The sequence below is a fragment of the uncultured Eubacterium sp. genome (assembly GCF_945980375.1).
In the GTDB taxonomy this organism is placed as follows: domain Bacteria; phylum Bacillota; class Clostridia; order Oscillospirales; family Acutalibacteraceae; genus Eubacterium_R.
The window spans coordinates 18232-35945 of sequence record NZ_CAMFQO010000004.1 but is presented as its reverse complement, the minus strand read 5'-3'; the positions used below and the strand labels follow the sequence as shown (position 1 = coordinate 35945).

General features: G+C 41.9%; 17 protein-coding genes. 14 read left to right on the top strand and 3 right to left on the bottom strand.

Annotation, left to right across the window (positions count from 1 at the left end):
- Together Q0P34_RS02370 and Q0P34_RS02365 are read left to right on the top strand one after the other, a co-directional pair.
- Entirely contained in the window at positions 1–1677 is a 1677-nt protein-coding gene (locus Q0P34_RS02370) for a metallophosphoesterase (protein ID WP_294952344.1), read from the top strand.
- 89 nt (positions 1678–1766) lie between these two features.
- Positions 1767–2378 (top strand): hypothetical protein, encoded by a 612-nt coding sequence (locus Q0P34_RS02365; RefSeq protein ID WP_294952343.1) that lies wholly within the window; start codon positions 1767–1769, stop codon positions 2376–2378.
- Positions 2379–2452: 74 nt separating this feature from the next.
- Here Q0P34_RS02365 and Q0P34_RS02360 read toward each other — a convergent pair whose 3' ends face one another.
- On the bottom strand, positions 2453–3502 hold the full coding sequence (locus tag Q0P34_RS02360; protein WP_294952340.1) for an FkbM family methyltransferase: 1050 nt from the start codon (positions 3500–3502) through the stop codon (positions 2453–2455).
- A gap of 111 nt (positions 3503–3613) precedes the next feature.
- Here Q0P34_RS02360 and Q0P34_RS02355 point away from each other — a divergent pair, with 111 nt between their 5' ends.
- The 7 genes from Q0P34_RS02355 (at position 3614) to Q0P34_RS02325 (ending at position 13064) form a co-directional block, all read left to right on the top strand.
- Positions 3614–4435: a hemolysin family protein gene (locus Q0P34_RS02355; protein WP_294952337.1), complete on the top strand. Its 822-nt coding sequence runs from the start codon at positions 3614–3616 to the stop codon at positions 4433–4435.
- Positions 4410–5396, top strand: a complete 987-nt coding sequence (locus tag Q0P34_RS02350; protein WP_178667074.1) for a PhoH family protein — start codon at positions 4410–4412, stop codon at positions 5394–5396. Before Q0P34_RS02355 ends, Q0P34_RS02350 begins: the two co-directional genes overlap by 26 nt.
- Positions 5396–5896 carry an rRNA maturation RNase YbeY gene (ybeY, locus tag Q0P34_RS02345; RefSeq protein WP_294952332.1) on the top strand — a complete coding sequence of 167 codons (501 nt, stop codon included), beginning with the start codon at positions 5396–5398 and terminating at the stop codon, positions 5894–5896. The genes Q0P34_RS02350 and ybeY overlap by 1 nt, the downstream gene beginning before the upstream one ends.
- Positions 5897–5899: 3 nt before the next feature.
- The gene (gene era, locus Q0P34_RS02340; protein WP_294952329.1) at positions 5900–6787 is read left to right on the top strand and encodes a GTPase Era; all 888 of its coding nucleotides are present in this window, start codon (positions 5900–5902) and stop codon (positions 6785–6787) included.
- A gap of 153 nt (positions 6788–6940) precedes the next feature.
- Positions 6941–7675 carry a DNA repair protein RecO gene (recO, locus tag Q0P34_RS02335; protein ID WP_294952326.1) on the top strand — a complete coding sequence of 245 codons (735 nt, stop codon included), beginning with the start codon at positions 6941–6943 and terminating at the stop codon, positions 7673–7675.
- A gap of 5 nt (positions 7676–7680) precedes the next feature.
- The gene (locus Q0P34_RS02330) at positions 7681–10053 is read left to right on the top strand and encodes an endonuclease MutS2 (RefSeq protein WP_294952321.1); all 2373 of its coding nucleotides are present in this window, start codon (positions 7681–7683) and stop codon (positions 10051–10053) included.
- Positions 10054–10058: 5 nt separating this feature from the next.
- Complete coding sequence (locus Q0P34_RS02325; protein WP_294952316.1) at positions 10059–13064, top strand: glycoside hydrolase family 2 TIM barrel-domain containing protein; 3006 nt, start codon at positions 10059–10061, stop codon at positions 13062–13064.
- A gap of 49 nt (positions 13065–13113) precedes the next feature.
- Here Q0P34_RS02325 and Q0P34_RS02320 read toward each other — a convergent pair whose 3' ends face one another.
- Positions 13114–13782 (bottom strand): SDR family oxidoreductase, encoded by a 669-nt coding sequence (locus Q0P34_RS02320; protein ID WP_294952310.1) that lies wholly within the window; start codon positions 13780–13782, stop codon positions 13114–13116.
- A 111-nt stretch (positions 13783–13893) separates the two neighbouring features.
- Between Q0P34_RS02320 and Q0P34_RS02315 the strand changes: the two genes are divergently transcribed.
- Positions 13894–14400: a hypothetical protein gene (locus Q0P34_RS02315; RefSeq protein ID WP_294952304.1), complete on the top strand. Its 507-nt coding sequence runs from the start codon at positions 13894–13896 to the stop codon at positions 14398–14400.
- A gap of 12 nt (positions 14401–14412) precedes the next feature.
- On the top strand, positions 14413–15360 hold the full coding sequence (locus Q0P34_RS02310) for a glycoside hydrolase family 43 protein (RefSeq protein WP_294952299.1): 948 nt from the start codon (positions 14413–14415) through the stop codon (positions 15358–15360).
- Between the two features lie 6 nt (positions 15361–15366).
- On the opposite strand, the gene spoVAC is transcribed toward Q0P34_RS02310, so the two are convergent.
- On the bottom strand, positions 15367–15810 hold the full coding sequence (spoVAC, locus tag Q0P34_RS02305; protein WP_294952295.1) for a stage V sporulation protein AC: 444 nt from the start codon (positions 15808–15810) through the stop codon (positions 15367–15369).
- Positions 15811–15954: 144 nt separating this feature from the next.
- Here spoVAC and Q0P34_RS02300 point away from each other — a divergent pair, with 144 nt between their 5' ends.
- From Q0P34_RS02300 to Q0P34_RS02290, 3 genes are read left to right on the top strand one after another with little or no spacing between them, the layout of a single operon-like run.
- Positions 15955–16704: an ABC transporter ATP-binding protein gene (locus Q0P34_RS02300; protein ID WP_294952293.1), complete on the top strand. Its 750-nt coding sequence runs from the start codon at positions 15955–15957 to the stop codon at positions 16702–16704.
- 56 nt (positions 16705–16760) lie between these two features.
- A complete protein-coding gene (spoVAE, locus tag Q0P34_RS02295; RefSeq protein ID WP_294952290.1) occupies positions 16761–17117 on the top strand; it encodes a stage V sporulation protein AE in 357 nt (118 codons plus the stop codon).
- A 1-nt stretch (position 17118) separates the two neighbouring features.
- Positions 17119–17676, top strand: a complete 558-nt coding sequence (locus Q0P34_RS02290) for a hypothetical protein (RefSeq protein WP_294952286.1) — start codon at positions 17119–17121, stop codon at positions 17674–17676.
- The last annotated feature ends 38 nt before the right edge of the window (positions 17677–17714 follow it).

Below are 17714 nucleotides of genomic sequence, written 5' to 3'. Positions count from 1 at the left end.
ATGGAAAACAGAATTTATGGCAGTAATAATGAACCATTGAAAATTCAGTTTATTACCGATGTTCATTATTACTCAAGCAAATTAGGTACCGAGGGAAAGGCATACGATAAAATGGAGTCCAAATCACAGATGGTGATTAAGGACAGTCCCCTTGTTATAAAAAGAGGCTTTGATATGCTTTGCGAGGACGATTCAACCGATATAGTCGTTATTTCGGGAGACACTACCCACGAGGGCGAAATTGAGTCGCATACCGAATTTATCGAAATGCTTCATGACCTTAAAAAGCGTGGAAAGAGAGTGTACGTAATTACCGCAACTCACGACTTTCAGGACAATGGAATTGCGCACGCCTATGACGGAGATAACAGAATCGAGGTGCCTGCCGTTAAGGACAGACATGACCTGTGGGATATGTACTATGATTTTGGTCCGAGTGAGGCTATTGCAACTCATAAGGAGTCTATGTGTTATGTAGTTCAGCTTGCTCCGGGTTATCGCCTTTTTGCATTAAATGATGATACAAACTACAAGCCTGAGGGCGAAAGAGGTTCGGGCTTCTCCGATGATTGTATGAAATGGATTTTGGAGCAGTTAAAGGATGCTCACGATAATGATCAGTATGTTATCGCAATGACTCACCATCCTATGATTTCTCCATCACCGTTTTATAACATCATCGGTGGCGGAAATATGCAGAGAAATTACGAAACCACAAGAGAAATCTTTGCAGATGCAGGTCTTTCCTGTATGTTAACAGGTCATACCCACGTTCACGATATCAGCGTTGTTACCTCAAAGAAGGGCAATAAGTTTTACGATGTTGCCTGCGGTGCTTTTATCGGCTGTCCTCCTGCAATCAGAAATGTTACCTTTGACCCAAGAGACGCAAAGATTGACGTTGAAACCGTATATGTAGATAACGTTGACGGTCTTGATACAAAGGGCAAGAGCTTTCCGGATTATATGAAGGATTTCTTCTTCGGTATGATTGCCGAGGTTATTTGGGCAATGGGCAACGATATTGACCGCCTTGCAGAAATGACTCCTGCGTTTTCCGTTCCGGGCGAAACGGTAAAGAAATATGCATGGATTATTAAGCCTGTGGGCAAGTTCCTCAACAAGCTTACCTTCAAAAAGATTTGGAGGCTTTGCAAAAAGGAATGCGGACTTAAAAAATCCGATATTGCCGATATTGCATATAATAAGGTTACCGATTTTATTCTTGAATTGGTACAGAACCTATATTGCGGCGACTCTCCTTATGGCCCCGATACAAGAGAATATAAGCTCACCTGCGGTTTTCTAAACATAATTGATGCCTTTTTGGATACAATTCATTTTTCAATCGGCAAGGTGCTCAAGGGTGCAACATCCGTAAGGTCGCTTATCGAGCCTCTTTTGTGGAACAGCGGTTATTGTGATGCAAAGGCAACATTACCTCTTTATCCTATTTATGATGACGAAAACCCTGCACCTGCAAGTGCGTTTGAGGAAAAGCAGTTTACCGATACTGTTAAAAAGAGCAAAAAAGGCCCGTTGGTGCTTTTGCTGTTAATTCTTATTGTATTGCTTTTACTTGCATTGGTTGTAGGCCTGGTTGCCCTTGTTGTTTGGGCTGTCGTTGCTATTATCCACGCTTGCACAGGCACGGCGTTTTTAGCCTTGCTTTTCTAAAATAAGTATTGCATTAGCAAAAAATAGTTGTTATAATATTTTCGTAAATTTTTTTGTTTACATAAAAAGTAGTTTTTAAGGAGTAAATTATGGCAGACGAAAAGAAAAAGTTTAGTCTTGGTGGCATTGATACTGCCGCTGAGGAAAAGGGTTCATTTATCAAAACTGTTTGGCAGCTTGTAAAGTTCCTTGTAGTATCAGGCTTGGTTACAATTATCCAGCTTGTGTTGGCAAACCTGCTTCCGCTTGTATTTGACAGCGTTACAGCAACATTGCCTGTATTCCTTCAGGGTATCTTTAAGCCGGATGTAATTTTTGATGCAACAACCCAAAAGGGCGCAGAGCAGATTGCAAAGTACGTTGTTGGCGGAGTGGTTACATGGGGTTACCTGCTTCCATTCTTCCTTTCAAACCTTATTGCAAACATCTATGGCTTCTATCAGAACAAGAAGACAACATTTAAGTCAGATGCACCATGGTACAATTTTGCTATCTATATTGTACTTATGATTGCTCTTATCTTGTTCTCAACATGGTTTCAGGGCTGGCTCGTAGGCATTATGGCAAAGATTCCTTGGGCTTGGCTTCAGCCTCTTGCAAGAACAATCGCAGGCTTGGCAGCAGGCTTCATCCAAATGGTTGTTCTCTTTCCGATGGAAAAGTTCGTTCTCCTCAAGGAAAAGAAGGAAGACAAGGAATAATTCTTATACACAAAATAAAAGAGATTGGTTTTTTGCCAATCTCTTTTTTGTATGCAGTATTATGAAATATGTTTTTATATGCAATAAAAATTGCTTTCCCACGCCGGTATGTATTTGCTGTGCCTAAAGTATATTTTGTAGCTGTCGTCAAGCTCCCATACCTTTAACGGCAATGCAAACAAATCCTCGTTTCTGTGGTACGCACAGATGTACAGCTTCGGGTGTCGACCTTTTACGGTAGCCTGCATACCGTTCAGCGCTCTCATTTCGCTGCCCTCAATGTCCATTTTTATGAACGTTGCGGGGATATTCAGGCTGTCAATATCCGTCACCTTAACACTTGTTCCGCTTGATGACATCTTGCTGTTTCGTCCTGCGTCGGCGCTGAAAATAAGAGTATCCTTTTCGCTCCAGGCACCCATATTTAACGTGGTTAGATTTTGCATACCGTCTGTGTTTTTCAGCAGCTTTTTGTAGCTTTTTGCATCAGGCTCAAGTGCAGTTATGTGGCTGTATTTTCCGCCTGTTGATTTTACAAATTCTCTTATCGTGTCACCGTCGTATGCACCGAGATCAATTATGTTTTCGTTGTCCGAAAGCTTTAATATTTTGTTGTAAACATCATCCTTATTGCAAAATGACGACAGCAGATATTCTATTTTTCCCGACACCTTAAATCTTATGATGTCAAGGTACACCCTTTTGCTTTCTTCATCGGCAAGCCTGTTGTATACATAATCAAATTCGCTGTCGTGCTCGGCAACGTATTCGTTGGTAAACAGTCCTCCGCCTGCTACCGGAACATCAGGGGCAAAAACTGTATGCTCGTTGTTGATTTTTTTTATGTTTTCGATAACACTGTCTATGTGGCTTGCAAAGCAAAGCACAACATTAAAATCATCGTATTTTTTGCAAACCTCGCTGTATTTAAGTACCTTGTATCCCTTAAAGCTGTGACCTCTTACAAACTCATCGCTTGCAAAAATATCGTGTGCCTTCATACCGCGTTGCTCAAGCTCTGCCATTATTTTTTCGGCACCCAAGCCCATTCCGTAAAGCACTATCGGCTTGTCGCTTTGTTTAAGGTTATCCCATATGTTTTGTTCGTTTATCAGTTCAAGCATTGTATATCACCTTGTACATAATAACATATTAGATTGCACTTTACAAATTATTATTTATATATTATAATAATAACTTGATAGACAAATTTGTTATCGGAGGTATTTGCCGTCATGGCTATCGGCAGTTTAAGACATTTGTTTAAGAAGGAAAGCTCAACCGAGGAGGAAATAAAGCAGCTTGTTGACGAGGACGAGGGTGAGCTGAAAAAATCCACCAGAGATTTTATCAATAACCTGTTTGAGTTTGATGACACTAATGTCGGTGACATTATGACTCATAGGACTGATATTGCTGCTGTTGAGATTACCGGGGAAATAATTGATATTGTAAAGCTCGCAATCGAGGAGGGATATTCCCGTATCCCCGTTTTCGAGGAGGACTTGGACAATATCAAGGGTATCGTTTATGTTAAGGATTTGCTCAAGTTCGTTGGTGAGGAAATTCCCAAAACGGAAAAAATAGATGCTTATATCCGTAATCCTTTGTTTGTTCCGGAAACTATTCCTTGCGGTAAGCTTTTTGCTCAAATGACCGAAACACATATTCAGCTTGCTATTGTTGTTGATGAATACGGCGGAACGGCAGGTCTTGTCACTATGGAGGATATTATTGAGGAGCTTGTCGGCGAAATTGAGGACGAATACGACGATGAGGAGCAGTCGGTGGTAAAGCTCGATGACAATAATTATATCTTTGACGGCGCCTGTGACATAGAGGACGCTCAGGAGGCTCTTGGCATTAAACTGCCCGAGGGTGATTATAATACTATTGCAGGCTTTGTTATCAATCGCTTGGGCACTGTACCAAACGAGCAAAGTAAGGGCGAAAGTGTTGAGTACGGCGGAGTGAAATTTTCCGTGCTTGAGGTTACTGAAAGAAAAATAGATTCGGTTAAGGCGGAGATTTATGACAGAACAAATAATAACAATTGAGGCAATGGAGGCAGCGGTTTCGCTGTTTGGCTCGTTTGACGAAAACATCCGTATGATAGAAAGGGAGTATGGAGTGAGCATAGTGTCGCGTGGCTCCGACCTAAAAATTATGGGTGAGGCAGAGGCGGTTGCGCGTGCCGTCAGAGCTATTAATTCGTTGCTTGTGCTTATAAATAAGGGCGAAGCTCTTACCGACCAAAATGTTCGTTATGTGCTGTCGCTTGTTAACGAGGGCAACGAGGATAAGCTGTCCTCTATGACTAATGATTCAATTTGCATAACCGCAAAGGGCAGACCGGTAAAGCCAAAGACCCTCGGTCAAAAAAAGTACACTCAGGCTATTGACGAGCATACAATTACCTTTGGCGTAGGTCCTGCCGGCACCGGCAAAACCTACCTTGCGGTAGCAATGGCCGTTACTGCATTTAGGGCAAAGCAGGTCAACCGAATTATCCTAACCCGTCCTGCTGTTGAGGCAGGGGAAAAGCTTGGCTTTTTGCCGGGCGATTTGCAAAGCAAGGTTGACCCTTATTTACGCCCACTGTATGACGCATTGTTTGATATGCTCGGCGCCGAGAATTTTCAAAACTATCAGGAGCGGGGAGCAATTGAGGTTGCTCCGCTTGCTTATATGAGAGGCAGAACCCTCGACGATAGCTTTATTATTCTTGACGAGGCTCAAAACACAACACCGGAGCAAATGAAGATGTTTTTAACCCGTCTTGGCTTTAGGTCAAAGATGGTTGTTACCGGTGATATTACCCAGATTGATTTGCCTGACGGAAAAAAGTCAGGATTAAAAACTGTTTTGAATATACTTAAGGATGTTGATGATATCGAAATCATTAAGTTTTCACAAAAGGATGTTGTTCGCCACAGACTTGTACAGGACATCATCAAGGCATACGAAAGGTATGATGAAAAACAACTTGCGAGGAAAAGAAAAGGAGAAGAAAAGTGATGAACAAGGTTAAGGTTATAATCTCCGATGAGCAAAAGGAGATTGACGTTCCAAGAGGAATAAGACTCCTTATCCGTCGTTGCTGCACTGCTGTACTGCAGGAGGAACATTTTGGAGATGACGCAGAGGTTAGCGTTTGCTTTGTTGATAATCAACGTATTCACGAGCTGAACAAGGCGTACAGAAACGTTGACCGAGAAACAGATGTGCTCTCATTTCCTCTCGGCGAAAACGGTGTGTACGATACAAATATGAACACCGGTGCAAAGCTTTTGGGTGATATTGTTATCAGCGTACCCAAGGCAATGGAGCAGGCAAAGGCATATAACCATTCACTGCAAAGAGAAATCGGATTTTTAACCGTTCACTCTATGCTTCATCTTTTGGGCTACGACCATGAAAACGGCGGAATCGAGCAGGTTCATATGCGTGAGAAGGAAGAAGAGGTGCTCACAAAAATCGGTCTTAAGCGTGATAACAGCTATTATATGGGAGAATAATTAATGACAAAAACTGCATTTATTGCAATAGTAGGTTGCCCTAATGTCGGCAAATCATCAATACTTAACAGGGTTTTGGGTACAAAGATTGCTATCGTTTCCTCAAAGCCTCAAACCACCCGTACAAAGATTATGGGTGTTCTCACCGAGGGCGAAACACAGCTTGTTTTTACCGACACTCCCGGCTATCATAAGCCTCACAATAAGCTTGGCGAAAAAATGAATCAGGCTGTCGGTGATTCCATAGGCGGTGTTGATGCCTGCCTTTTTGTTGTGGAGGCAAAGGGCGACATAAAAAAGGGAGAATATGAGCTTCTTGAAAAATTCAAAAAGCTTAAGGTACCCGTAATTCTTGCTATCAATAAAATTGATATGATAAAGGATAAGGAGGAGCTTCTTGCAAGAATAGTTCAGCTCAGTGAGCTTTTTGATTTTGAGGCGGTTGTTCCTGTTTGTGCATCAAACGGCGAGCATATCAACGAGCTTGTTGACGAAATGAAACGTCTTGCATTTGAGTCACCTCACTTTTTCCCTGACGATACTCTTACCGATCAGCCTGAAAGAGTGCTTGCCGCAGAGATTATCAGAGAAAAAATATTAAGACTTATGGATAAGGAAATTCCTCACGGCATTGCAGTATCTATTGAAAAAATGCGAGAGCGTGACGATAAGGATATTCTTGACATAGAAGCAATAATTTATTGCGAGCGAGAAAGCCATAAGGGTATGGTTATCGGTAAAAAAGGTGCAATGCTCAAAAAAATATCGACCTATGCCCGTCAGGATTTAGAGGCATTTTTCGGAATAAAGGTCAATCTTCAAACCTGGGTAAAGGTAAAGGAGGATTGGCGAAATCGCGAGGGCTTAATTCATAATTTCGGCTTGGATTAATTTGGCACAAATCATAGCAACTACCATAGGATAGAATATTAACGGTGGTGCTTGAAATGAATGATTTATGGCAAAATTTTGTTGCCTCCGGAAGCGTTGCGGATTATTTGAAATATAAACAAAACGAAAAACAAAACGAGGTTGTGCAGACTGATGCAGACAAAGACAAAGGGACTTATAATCAGGGAACAGACAGTAGGGGAGAGTGATAAGCTTGTTACTGCTCTTACCGAGGATTTTGGATTAATAAAGGCTTTTGTAAGACGAGCAAAGACTATCAAAAGTCAAAATCTGTCTGCAACCTCTCTTTTTGCATACAGCGAGCTTTCTCTTTACAGAAGCAAGGATGCCTTTGTTATTGATAATGCAACGGCTATTGAGGTTTTTTTTGATTTGCGCAGAGATATTGAAACCCTTTCGCTTGCACAGTATTTTGCACAGCTTTGTATATTTCTCGGCGAGGAGGAGCATCCGTCACCGAGTATGCTAAGGCTGATGCTTAATTCGTTGTATTTGCTTTGTCAGGGTAAAAAAAGCCATAGCCAAATCAAAGCAACCGTGGAGCTTCGTATGCTCACCCTCGGCGGCTATATGCCTGATTTAACCGCCTGCTACCGTTGCGGTACATATGAAAGCGATATAATGTACCTTGACATTGAGGAGGGATGTGTTTACTGTAAGGATTGCTACCGAAACAACGCAGTTGAGCTTCCGCTTGCAGTTGTCAGTGCCATGCGCTATATTTGTCTTGCCGATATGGGCAAGGTGTTTTCGTTTGCGCTCAGCGATGAAAATATGTCAACACTTTGCAGAATAACAGAAAAATACTTGCTTTCCAGAATTGACGGAAGGCTTACAACATTAGAATTTTATAAATCAATTACTTAATGATTATGGAAAAGAATTTTGAAACATTAGAGCTTGATAAGGTTCTTGAAATGCTAAAAAATGAAACCTCCTGTGACGATGCCGCCGAGCGTGCTTTGCAGATTAGGCCGTCCTCTGACTTTATTACGGTTTGCAATATGATAAATCAAACCGAGGATGCTTACTCACTTCTTGCTCGCTTTGGTGCTCCGTCGTTTGGAGGCTTATATAATGTTAACGGCCCGCTTGCACGTGCCGCAGCCGGTGGTGAGCTTAATACAAGAGAGCTTCTTAATATCGGCTCAACTCTGCGTTCCATGCGAATTTTGCAGGAATGGTACGGCCATTGCAGTGGAGTTAAAACCTCACTGAGCTTTTTGTTTGAAAGCATAACCGTTAACAAATATCTTGAGGACAGAATTTTTACCTGCATTGTCAGTGAGGATGAAATTGCCGACAAGGCATCCGACACGCTTTATGAAATAAGAAGAAAAATCAGGGCTAAATCCGCATCTATTCGCGAAAAGCTTGATTCTATGATTCATTCTGCACATTATACAAAATTTTTGCAGGAGGCAATAGTTACCCAGCGTGACGGCAGATTTGTTGTTCCCGTTAAGGCAGAGCACAGAGGTGATGTGCAGGGACTTGTTCACGATACCTCATCATCAGGCGCAACTGTTTTTATTGAGCCTATTTCCGTTGTGGAGGCAAACAATGATATTAAGGTGCTCAAGGGACAGGAACGAGAGGAAATAAACCGTATCCTGTACGAGCTGTCTGTTGAGGCAGGCAATTTCGGCGAGAGCATTAAGAACAGCTACGAATCGGCGGTTGAACTTAACTTGATTTTTGCAAAGGCTCATCTTGCAAATAAAATGAAGGCTGTTAAGCCTATAATAAACACAGACGGAATTATTGATTTGAAGCAGGCAAGGCATCCGCTTATAGACAAAGATAAGGTGGTGCCTATTGATATTTCGCTTGGTGAAAAATACGACACTCTTGTTATAACAGGTCCAAACACAGGCGGTAAAACAGTATCAATCAAAACTGTTGGTCTGCTTACTCTTATGACTATGTGCGGTATGCTTATACCTGCGTACCAATCAAGTCGAATATCTGTGTTTGATAAGATTTTGGTTGATATAGGTGATGAGCAAAGCATTCAGCAAAGCCTATCAACCTTTTCGTCACACATAACAAATGTGGCAAACATTTTGAAGGTTGCAGATGACAGCTCACTTGTTTTGATTGACGAGCTCGGTGCCGGCACAGACCCAACCGAGGGTGCGGCACTTGCCGTTGCAATTATAGAACGCCTTAGGGAAAAGGGTGCAAAAATATGCTCCACAACTCACTATGCAGAGTTAAAGGCATACGCACTTGATACAGACGGTGTCATCAACGGCTGCTGTGAATTTGATGTAAACACCCTATCACCCACCTACAAACTGCTGATAGGTGTTCCGGGCAGGTCAAATGCTTTTGCAATATCGCTTCATATAGGCATTGAGGAGGATGTTGTAAACAGAGCAAGAGAGATTGTAGGCTCTGATAATCGTGACTTTGAGGCTATTCTTGATAAGCTTGAGGCAACCCGTCTTGAGCTTGAAAATGAAAAGCTTGCCGCCGAAAAGGCAACCGAGCTTGCAAAAAAAATGGCGTCAAGGGCACAGTCTGAAAAGGACAAAATCGAGGTCCTTAAGGCAAGGGAGCTTGATAAGGCAAAGAAAGAAGCTGAAAAACTAATTAATCAGGCAAAGCGTCAATCATCGGATTTTCTGCTTGAGCTTGAAAAAATGAAAAAAGAAAAATCACCTGAAAACGCAACCGAGCTTGCCAAAAAGACAAGGCGAGCAATCAAAAACCAAATGGGAGAAATGGACGACCTTATTAATCCGCAGGAGCTTGCGGAAAATTGGGATGAGGATTATAAGCTCCCGAGGGATGTTGTTGTAGGCGATGCCGTTGTTATTCGCGGTATAGGCGAGGGTGAAGTAATTGAGGTTAAGAACAATAACGTTACCGTTAAGTCGGGATTGTTCAAAACAAGGGTAAAGATGTCCGACCTTATGCTTATCGAAAAGAAAAAGAAACAACCGACAAAGCCACAGCGTAATTTGTACCGTACATCATCTCGAGCAGATGCCGATGTAAAAACCGAGCTTGATTTGCGTGGACAAACGGCAGAGGAGGCAATCGGTAATCTCGGTATTTTTATTGATAAATGTGTTCTTAACGGTATTAAAGAGGTTAGAATTATTCACGGCAAGGGCACAGGTGTATTGAGAAATGTTGTTGCCGATGAACTAAAGCATCACCCCAATATCAGCGAGTTTAGGCTCGGCAGATACGGCGAGGGTGAGGATGGCGTAACTATTGCAAGGATAGGATAAATGATATGATTTTTAAGATTAAAAACGATAACTACAAAAGCTTTGATGTATTTAAGGATAATGTACTCACTCCGCGTTCGTATTTTATTCCGTTTTCTTCGCCTGAAGAAATGGCAAAGACCGATATAAGAACCGAACGTTATTCATCTTCAATGGTGGATTGCCTTTCGGGCGAGTGGGATTTTATTTACTATAAGAGGGAGTCTGATTTACCGAGCGAGCTTGATACGGATACTGCCCGCTTTGACAGGGTTGTTGTTCCGTCGGTGTGGCAGCATACAGGCTACGAAAAGCCGTACTATCTGAATTCCCGTTATCCCTTTAAGCCCAACCCGCCTGAAATCCCGGTAGATTGTCCGGTCGGCGTATATCATAGGGTGTTTGATGTTGACAATTTGGATAAGTGCTATGTCATTTCATTTTTAGGTGTATCCGGAGGCCTTGACGTTTTTGTAAACGGTAAGTATATCGGCTACAGCGAGGGCAGTCATAATACGGCAGAGTTTGAAATTACGAATACCTTGACCGAGGGTGAAAATCACCTTGTGGTTGTTAATCATAAGTGGACAAACGGTACATATCTTGAATGTCAGGATATGTTCCGTGATAACGGAATTTTCCGTGATGTACTGCTTTACAAAACCGATAAAAATTCTGTTTATGATTTTGAGGCAAAAATAACCTTTAATACCGATTATACATACAATCTTGATGTTATTCCCGCACTTAAGCTTGTTGATGAATGTGAGCTTTCGGCAACATTGCTTGACGGAAACGAGCTTGTCAGTGCAAGGTCGGTTAACGTTGATTCAAAGCAAATAGACAAAATTACCTTTTCTTCATTGGAGGTAGAGGAGTGGTCTGCCGAATATCCAAAGCTTTACACACTTGTTGTATCCTTGTCAAAGGGCGGCGAGGTGATAGAGCTTATTCGTCGTCCTATCGGCTTTAAGCATATCAAAATTACAGGCAATGTGTTTACGTTTAATAATAAAAACATCAAGCTTTTGGGTGTAAATCATCACGATACAAATCCGAAAACAGGCTATGCAATGACCGCAGAGGATATGGAAAGGGATGTGAGGCTGTTTAAGGAATATAACGTAAACTGCGTGCGTACCTCACATTATCCTCCCGACCCTATGTTCCTTGATTTGTGCGATGAATACGGCATTTACGTTGTCGATGAGGCGGACATAGAAACCCACGGATGCGAAACAGAGTTGCACAGACCGGGCGCTTGCTCGCATAATCCCGATTGGCAGCCTCGTTATTGGGACAGGGTTTACCGTATGTTCCAAAGGGATAAAAACCACCCAAGCATTACAATGTGGTCGCTCGGTAACGAAGCGCACGGATATAAAAATCAGGATTATTGCTATCAAGAGCTTAAGAAGTATACGGACATTCCTATTCATTATGAGGGGGTTTGCCGTACAAAAAGATGGGCATATGATGTTGTGTCGCAGATGTATCCTTGGTTTTATCTTGTTGAAAGGATTGCAAGAGGCTCGGGACTGCCTAAGAAATTTTACACAAAGCCGTATTTTATGTGTGAGTATGCGCACGCAATGGGGCTTGGCGCGGGCGAGCTTGAAACATATGTTAAAGCCTTTTTGAACAGTGATAATATGCTTGGCGGTTGTATTTGGGAATTTGCCGACCACGAAATTTACAACGAGGACGGACCGTATAAATACACCTATGGCGGTGACCACGGCGAAAATAAGCACGACGGCAATTTCTGTGTTGACGGTCTTTTCTTCCCTGACAGGACGCCTCATTCGGGAGCATTGCAAATGAAAAACTGCTATCGTCCCGTAAGGTGCATAAAGCATGACGGTAACAGTATTGAACTGTATAATTACAAGTATTTTACAAATGCCGATTACAAGCTTTGCTGGAGCTATCTTGTTGACGGTAAGTCTGTTCAAAACGGTGAAATTCAGCTTGATATTGAACCTCGAAAGTCGCAAGGATTTGAGCTTGATATTCAGCGTATGGAGGGCGACCAAGCAATAACGCTTAGGTATTTTGACGGTGATTTTGAGGTTGCGTGCGAGCAGGTTGTTGAGCTTGCCGATGTCAAGAACGCACCTGTCGATTGCACTGCACCTCCTACCATTGACATTTCCGAAAGACGCCTGTACGTTAATTTTGATAACGGTTGTTTTGTTTTTGATACTGCAACAGGTGAGGCTGTAAGCTATCAAAAGAACGGCAGGGAATATTTCAATACAGCACCCTTCGGTGCAACAACAGGCTTCGGCATCGGTGTTTACCGTGCACCTATCGATAATGATATGCATTTCAAAAATAATTGGAACAAGCTTTCTCTTGAAACTGCAAGACCTTTTATCAAAAAAGCAAAGGCACCTGCAAGGGCTTTCAGTATTGTTGAAAACAAGGTTGTCATTTCCAATGAGTACACAGTAAAAACCATAGCTAAAAAGAAGCTTTGCGATGTTACTGTTACATATGAGATTTACAGTGACGGATCTGTTCTTGTTAATGCAAAATGCACAGACAGCATTAACATTCGATTTGCTCCTCGTTTTGGCTTAACGCTTGAGATGCCAAGGGCTTTTTCCAACGTAGAGTATTACGGTATGGGTGACGGACCCAATGTATCCGATTATCTTGAGCATACGCTTTTGGGCATCTATAATTCAACCGTTGCCGATATGCACGAGCAATATATTAAGCCACAGGCATCCTCAATGCGTACGGGCGTGCGTTGGGCAAGGGTTACCGATGATGACGGCTGCGGTCTTTTGTTCACATCTGTTGACGGCAGAGTGACCTTTTCTGCAGATCATTACACTCCGCAACAATGTGCAAAGGCTAATCATATTGAGGAGCTTCAGGATTGCAACACAACCTTCCTTGGCTTTGATTCCTATCATTTGGGAGCCGGCTCAAATGCCTGCGGTCCTGTTCCGTCAAAGGAATATAAATGTAACAATCTAAAGGGACAAAATGTTTCAATTCTCGTTACACCTGTTGAATAAAAGCAAAGACTGTAAGCGACATATTTTATGCCGTTTACAGCCTTTTTGTTTATATTACAATACCGCCGTTTATTCCAAGCACCTGTCCGGTGATGTATTTGTTTTCTGCAAGGAACAACACAGCATTTGCAATTTCCTCCGGGGTGCCGAGCCTGCCGAGAGGTACCTCTTTTGCAAGCTCGTCTGCATCAAACATACTGTTCATTCGGGTGTCTATTATTCCGGGTGCTATGCAGTTTACTGTTATTGAGCTTGGTGCAAGCTCCTGTGCCAATGCCTTTGTAAATCCTATTACTCCCGCCTTTGTCATAGAGTACAGCGTTTCACAGGATGCACCCACCTGCCCCCACATAGAGCTGATGTTGATTATTGCACCGCTTTGTTTTTTTATCATATCAAGTGCACAGTATTTGCTCATAAAATATACCGCACGTTCATTAACTGCACAGATTTTTTCGTAATCCTTGGGTGTTACATCGTTTATCATTTTTATAAGCGATACCCCTGCGTTGTTCACCAAAACATCAACTCCGCCGACAGCTTCAACGGTGCTTTGGATTTCATCAATGCTTTCAAGGTTGCATTTGATTTTTTTTATTTCATAGTTAGGCTCGGTACTGTTATATGTTATATAAACGTCATATCCGTTTTTTGCAAGTAACAAAGCCGTTGCCTTGCCTATGCCTGTTGCCCCGCCTGAAATTAATGCTTTTTTCATAATACGCACCTGTTAATGTATATTTGATACTATATTATCATTTATTGTTGAATTTTTCAATTATATATTATATAATTTTAAGGTACATACCATATATTTTGGAGGTTTGTTATGGACAGAGAATTTTATACCATTTCCGTTTACGTTGATAAGGATGAAAATTTGATAGGTATTCCTTGCGGAGACAGTGACAAATACGGAATTGCCGATATTGACACGGTTATGCTCCTTAAAGCACCGTATTCGGATGATGCACTTGAAAAGTATATTAACAAGGTGCTTGACGCCTGCTATACCAAAAAGCATAACGATAATGTAGAAACCTCAACCATTGAGCGTTATACAAAGAAAAAGGGTTTTGTTAATGCCACCAAGGATTTTACAATGATTTCTATCGTGAAAACAAGAACGAATTATTCCCTAATGCCTACCTTTAACGATTACGAAAAGGGGCCTCTTGCTATTGATGATGACGAGCATATTCTGCTTTTGAATCATAACCCGGGTGAAATGGCAGAGGTTATTCGAGGCTTTATCGAGGTTTACCTAAAGGCTAATATGTTCTATAAAGAAAAGGCAGAGCTTGAGGCAGAAAAAGAGAAAAAACAAAACAATTAATCGGAGAATGTTATGCATTTGTTGGAAATTGATAAAGAAAATTATTTGGGTCAGGCTGACCCGTTTATTTTGAAATCGGGCGGAAGATATTATATCTACACAACCGGTCACAAAGGAATTTATGCTTATTCGTCCAATGAGCTTACACGCGGTTGGAAATTTGAGGGCATGGTGCTTACAGACGGTAAGCACGATTCCTGGTGGGCTCCGAGTGTAATAGAGCTTGACGGAAAGTTTTATATGTACAATTCCTTTGAAATTGAGGGCTATACTCCCGATAAGGGTGGACACAGGGGAGCAATGCATGTTTCCGTTGCCGATAATCCGCTTGGTCCGTTCAAGGTTGTAAAGCAGCTTCTCCCTGCGTTTTCTATCGATTCACATGTTGTTAAGAACGAGGCAGGGCTTTGGATTTTTTATTCAACCAACAACTTTGAGGGTGACAGAATAGGTACATATATCGTTGTTGATAAAATGATTGACCCGTTTACTGTTGAGGGAAATCCTGTTCCTGTTGTTGTACCTACTCTTGATGAGGACATTTATTGCAGAGATAGATATAAAAAAGGTCAGCATTGGCATACTATTGAGGGTGCCTTCTATTTTAAGGAGGGTGATTGGCAGTATGTTATGTATTCGGGCAACTGCTTTGAACAGCCTACCTACTACATAGGCTATGCAAGAGCAAAGACCGATGAAACCGACCTTAGAAAAATCAAGTTTGAAAAATATCCCGATGATAACACATATTGCCCTGTTATGAAGGCAAATGAGTTTGAGGAGGGAACAGGGCACCATTCCATGATAAAAGAGGACGGTCAGTGGTATGCAATTTATCACGCAAGGGATTATGATGACGGTCTGGGAGCAAATGCCTTTGATGCCCGCAATGCACGTATTTGCAGACTTGATGTTAAGGACGGCATCATCACTGCATATCAGCACAGGGATCACCTTTAATCAAGCTTAATACAACTTAAATATATAAATGATTAAACCATAAATAAATGCCGATGCAGTGCCGTATACAATAACAGGTCCTGCAATGGTAAACATTTGAAATGCGGTGCCGGTTATATAACCCTCGTGCTTAAATTCAAGAGCAGGGGATACAACCGAATTTGCAAAGCCCGAAATAGGCACTATTGTTCCTGCACCGGCGTATCGTGCAATGTTATCAAACACACCTACTCCTGTCAGTATTGCAGTGATTATAATTACTGTTGACGGAGTGGCAAGCTTAACCTCTTCGGAATTCAAGCCGATTTTTTCAAATAGTATGTTGAGCAACTGACCAAACATACATATCCCTCCGCCAAACAAAAATGCTCTTATGCAGTTTGGCAATACAGGTGAGCTCGGACTTGCTTTGTCGGTCATTTTTGAATACTCGTTGTTTGAAATGCTCATACAATTTTTCCTTTCTGCTGTTTAGACAACATATGTGTATCAGTATTATTTGTAAATCCTGTGTGAATATTCTTTGAGAATTGTTGACTTTTTGTATTAATAATTGTATAATTCGTTTATACTAATTGTAAAAGGAGAGCTTTTATGGAGCATCTTGTTGATGTTAGAAATGTATATAAAATTTATAATCCCGGTGAAAATCAGGTTAATGCTCTTGACGGCGTTAGCCTAACTATTGACCGTGGTGAGTTTGTAGCTATTATCGGCCAGTCAGGCTCCGGTAAGTCAACATTTATGAATATGATTGGTCTTCTTGATACTCCTACCGAGGGTGAATATTATATTAACGGAAAACTTGTTGACGATTTGACCGATGACGAGATGTCTGTTATCCGTAATGAAGAAATAGGATTTATTTTCCAGGGATTTAACCTTATCCCGTCACTTACAGCTCTTGAAAATGTAGAGCTCCCTCTTGTATACAGAGGTATGAAAAAGGATGAGCGTAGGGCGATTTCCGTTGCAGCTCTTGAAAAGGTTGGATTGTCCGAGCGTATGGACCATCTGCCAAAGGCCTTGTCGGGCGGTCAACAGCAGAGAGTGGCAGTTGCACGCGCTATTGCGGCGGCACCGCCTGTAATTCTTGCCGATGAGCCGACAGGTAACCTTGATACCCGATCAACAAAGGATGTTATGAAAATTTTGCATCAGCTAAAGGACGAGGGCAGAACGGTTATCGTTATTACCCATGATAACGAGATTGCTATGGAAGCAGAGCGAGTTGTTCGTATCCGTGACGGCAGAATTGTTGAGGATTACATAAATCCCGGATTCGAGGAAAAGTACGGCAGAAAGGCAAAGTACGACAACGCAAATCCTATTGACCTTGGTTAATTAATATTGATAATAAAATCACCTGATTTGGCAATGCTAACATCGGGTGATTTTTTATGATGCTTATAAAGGCTTTTATTATCGGCGGATTAATTTGTGTAGTAGGTCAGCTTCTTATTGATTTAACAAATCTGACACCTGCAAAGATTCTTGTAATGTTTGTTTGTCTCGGAGTGTTGCTTGGCGGAATAGGCGTGTATGATTGGCTTATTGATTTTGCAGGCGCAGGCGCAACATTGCCACTCACAGGCTTTGGCTCGGCACTTGCATCGGGTGTCAGAGAAGCCATTAAGGAAAAAGGCGCCATGGGAATATTGACAGGACCTCTGTCAGCATCTGCCGGAGGAGTGACGGTCGCAATACTTTGCGCTCTTGCGGTAGCCCTTGTGGCAAAACCGAAGGATAAGCAATAGTATGTTGTATGTACTTTGGCGAAAGGGCTGTGATTTTATTATGCTTAGGATTAATTCGGTAACAACTCTTGGATTTGTAGGTGAGGCTGACGGCTTGATTCGTCAGCTGACCTGTCCGCTTTGCAGTAAGGAAAGCAGGGATTGCTTCTGCTACAAATCATCACTTTACCGTATTGCACAGCCTGATGATTCGGCTGTGAGGGTTGTTGTGTTTTCGGCAACGGACACCTTCTGCTGCTTTGATGCTTTGTGTCGGCTTGTGAGGGGACAACGGGCAGTTTTGTACATAACCGATGTTAAACGGGCAAGGCGGATGGGAATAAAAATAAACAAACAGGCATTGTCTTATTCTCTTGGCTGTCCCGTTGTTTTTGCAACAAGAGGTACAAGAGGGCTTAACAGGCTTCTTGGTGCAATTCATCTTGTTTCAAACACACCGTCGAGCAGTGCGGGAAGCTACGCAATTAAAAAATCAGTAATAACATTGAAGGTGAATTTTTTATCCAAATTTAAGGAATTTTTGACAAGTGGCAAAAATGTCTTGTTAAAGTGCAAATAATCTGTTATCATATATGTATCAAAACAAAGGGGTGTAAA

Coding starts and splice junctions, on each gene's coding strand:
- Q0P34_RS02370 (WP_294952344.1), top strand. CDS start 1: ATGGAAAACAGAATTTATGGCAGTAATAATGAACCATTGAAAATTCAG.
- Q0P34_RS02365 (WP_294952343.1), top strand. CDS start 1,767: ATGGCAGACGAAAAGAAAAAGTTTAGTCTTGGTGGCATTGATACTGCC.
- Q0P34_RS02360 (WP_294952340.1), bottom strand. CDS start 3,502: ATGCTTGAACTGATAAACGAACAAAACATATGGGATAACCTTAAACAA.
- Q0P34_RS02355 (WP_294952337.1), top strand. CDS start 3,614: ATGGCTATCGGCAGTTTAAGACATTTGTTTAAGAAGGAAAGCTCAACC.
- Q0P34_RS02350 (WP_178667074.1), top strand. CDS start 4,410: ATGACAGAACAAATAATAACAATTGAGGCAATGGAGGCAGCGGTTTCG.
- ybeY (WP_294952332.1), top strand. CDS start 5,396: ATGAACAAGGTTAAGGTTATAATCTCCGATGAGCAAAAGGAGATTGAC.
- era (WP_294952329.1), top strand. CDS start 5,900: ATGACAAAAACTGCATTTATTGCAATAGTAGGTTGCCCTAATGTCGGC.
- recO (WP_294952326.1), top strand. CDS start 6,941: ATGCAGACAAAGACAAAGGGACTTATAATCAGGGAACAGACAGTAGGG.
- Q0P34_RS02330 (WP_294952321.1), top strand. CDS start 7,681: ATGGAAAAGAATTTTGAAACATTAGAGCTTGATAAGGTTCTTGAAATG.
- Q0P34_RS02325 (WP_294952316.1), top strand. CDS start 10,059: ATGATTTTTAAGATTAAAAACGATAACTACAAAAGCTTTGATGTATTT.
- Q0P34_RS02320 (WP_294952310.1), bottom strand. CDS start 13,782: ATGAAAAAAGCATTAATTTCAGGCGGGGCAACAGGCATAGGCAAGGCA.
- Q0P34_RS02315 (WP_294952304.1), top strand. CDS start 13,894: ATGGACAGAGAATTTTATACCATTTCCGTTTACGTTGATAAGGATGAA.
- Q0P34_RS02310 (WP_294952299.1), top strand. CDS start 14,413: ATGCATTTGTTGGAAATTGATAAAGAAAATTATTTGGGTCAGGCTGAC.
- spoVAC (WP_294952295.1), bottom strand. CDS start 15,810: ATGAGCATTTCAAACAACGAGTATTCAAAAATGACCGACAAAGCAAGT.
- Q0P34_RS02300 (WP_294952293.1), top strand. CDS start 15,955: ATGGAGCATCTTGTTGATGTTAGAAATGTATATAAAATTTATAATCCC.
- spoVAE (WP_294952290.1), top strand. CDS start 16,761: ATGATGCTTATAAAGGCTTTTATTATCGGCGGATTAATTTGTGTAGTA.
- Q0P34_RS02290 (WP_294952286.1), top strand. CDS start 17,119: ATGTTGTATGTACTTTGGCGAAAGGGCTGTGATTTTATTATGCTTAGG.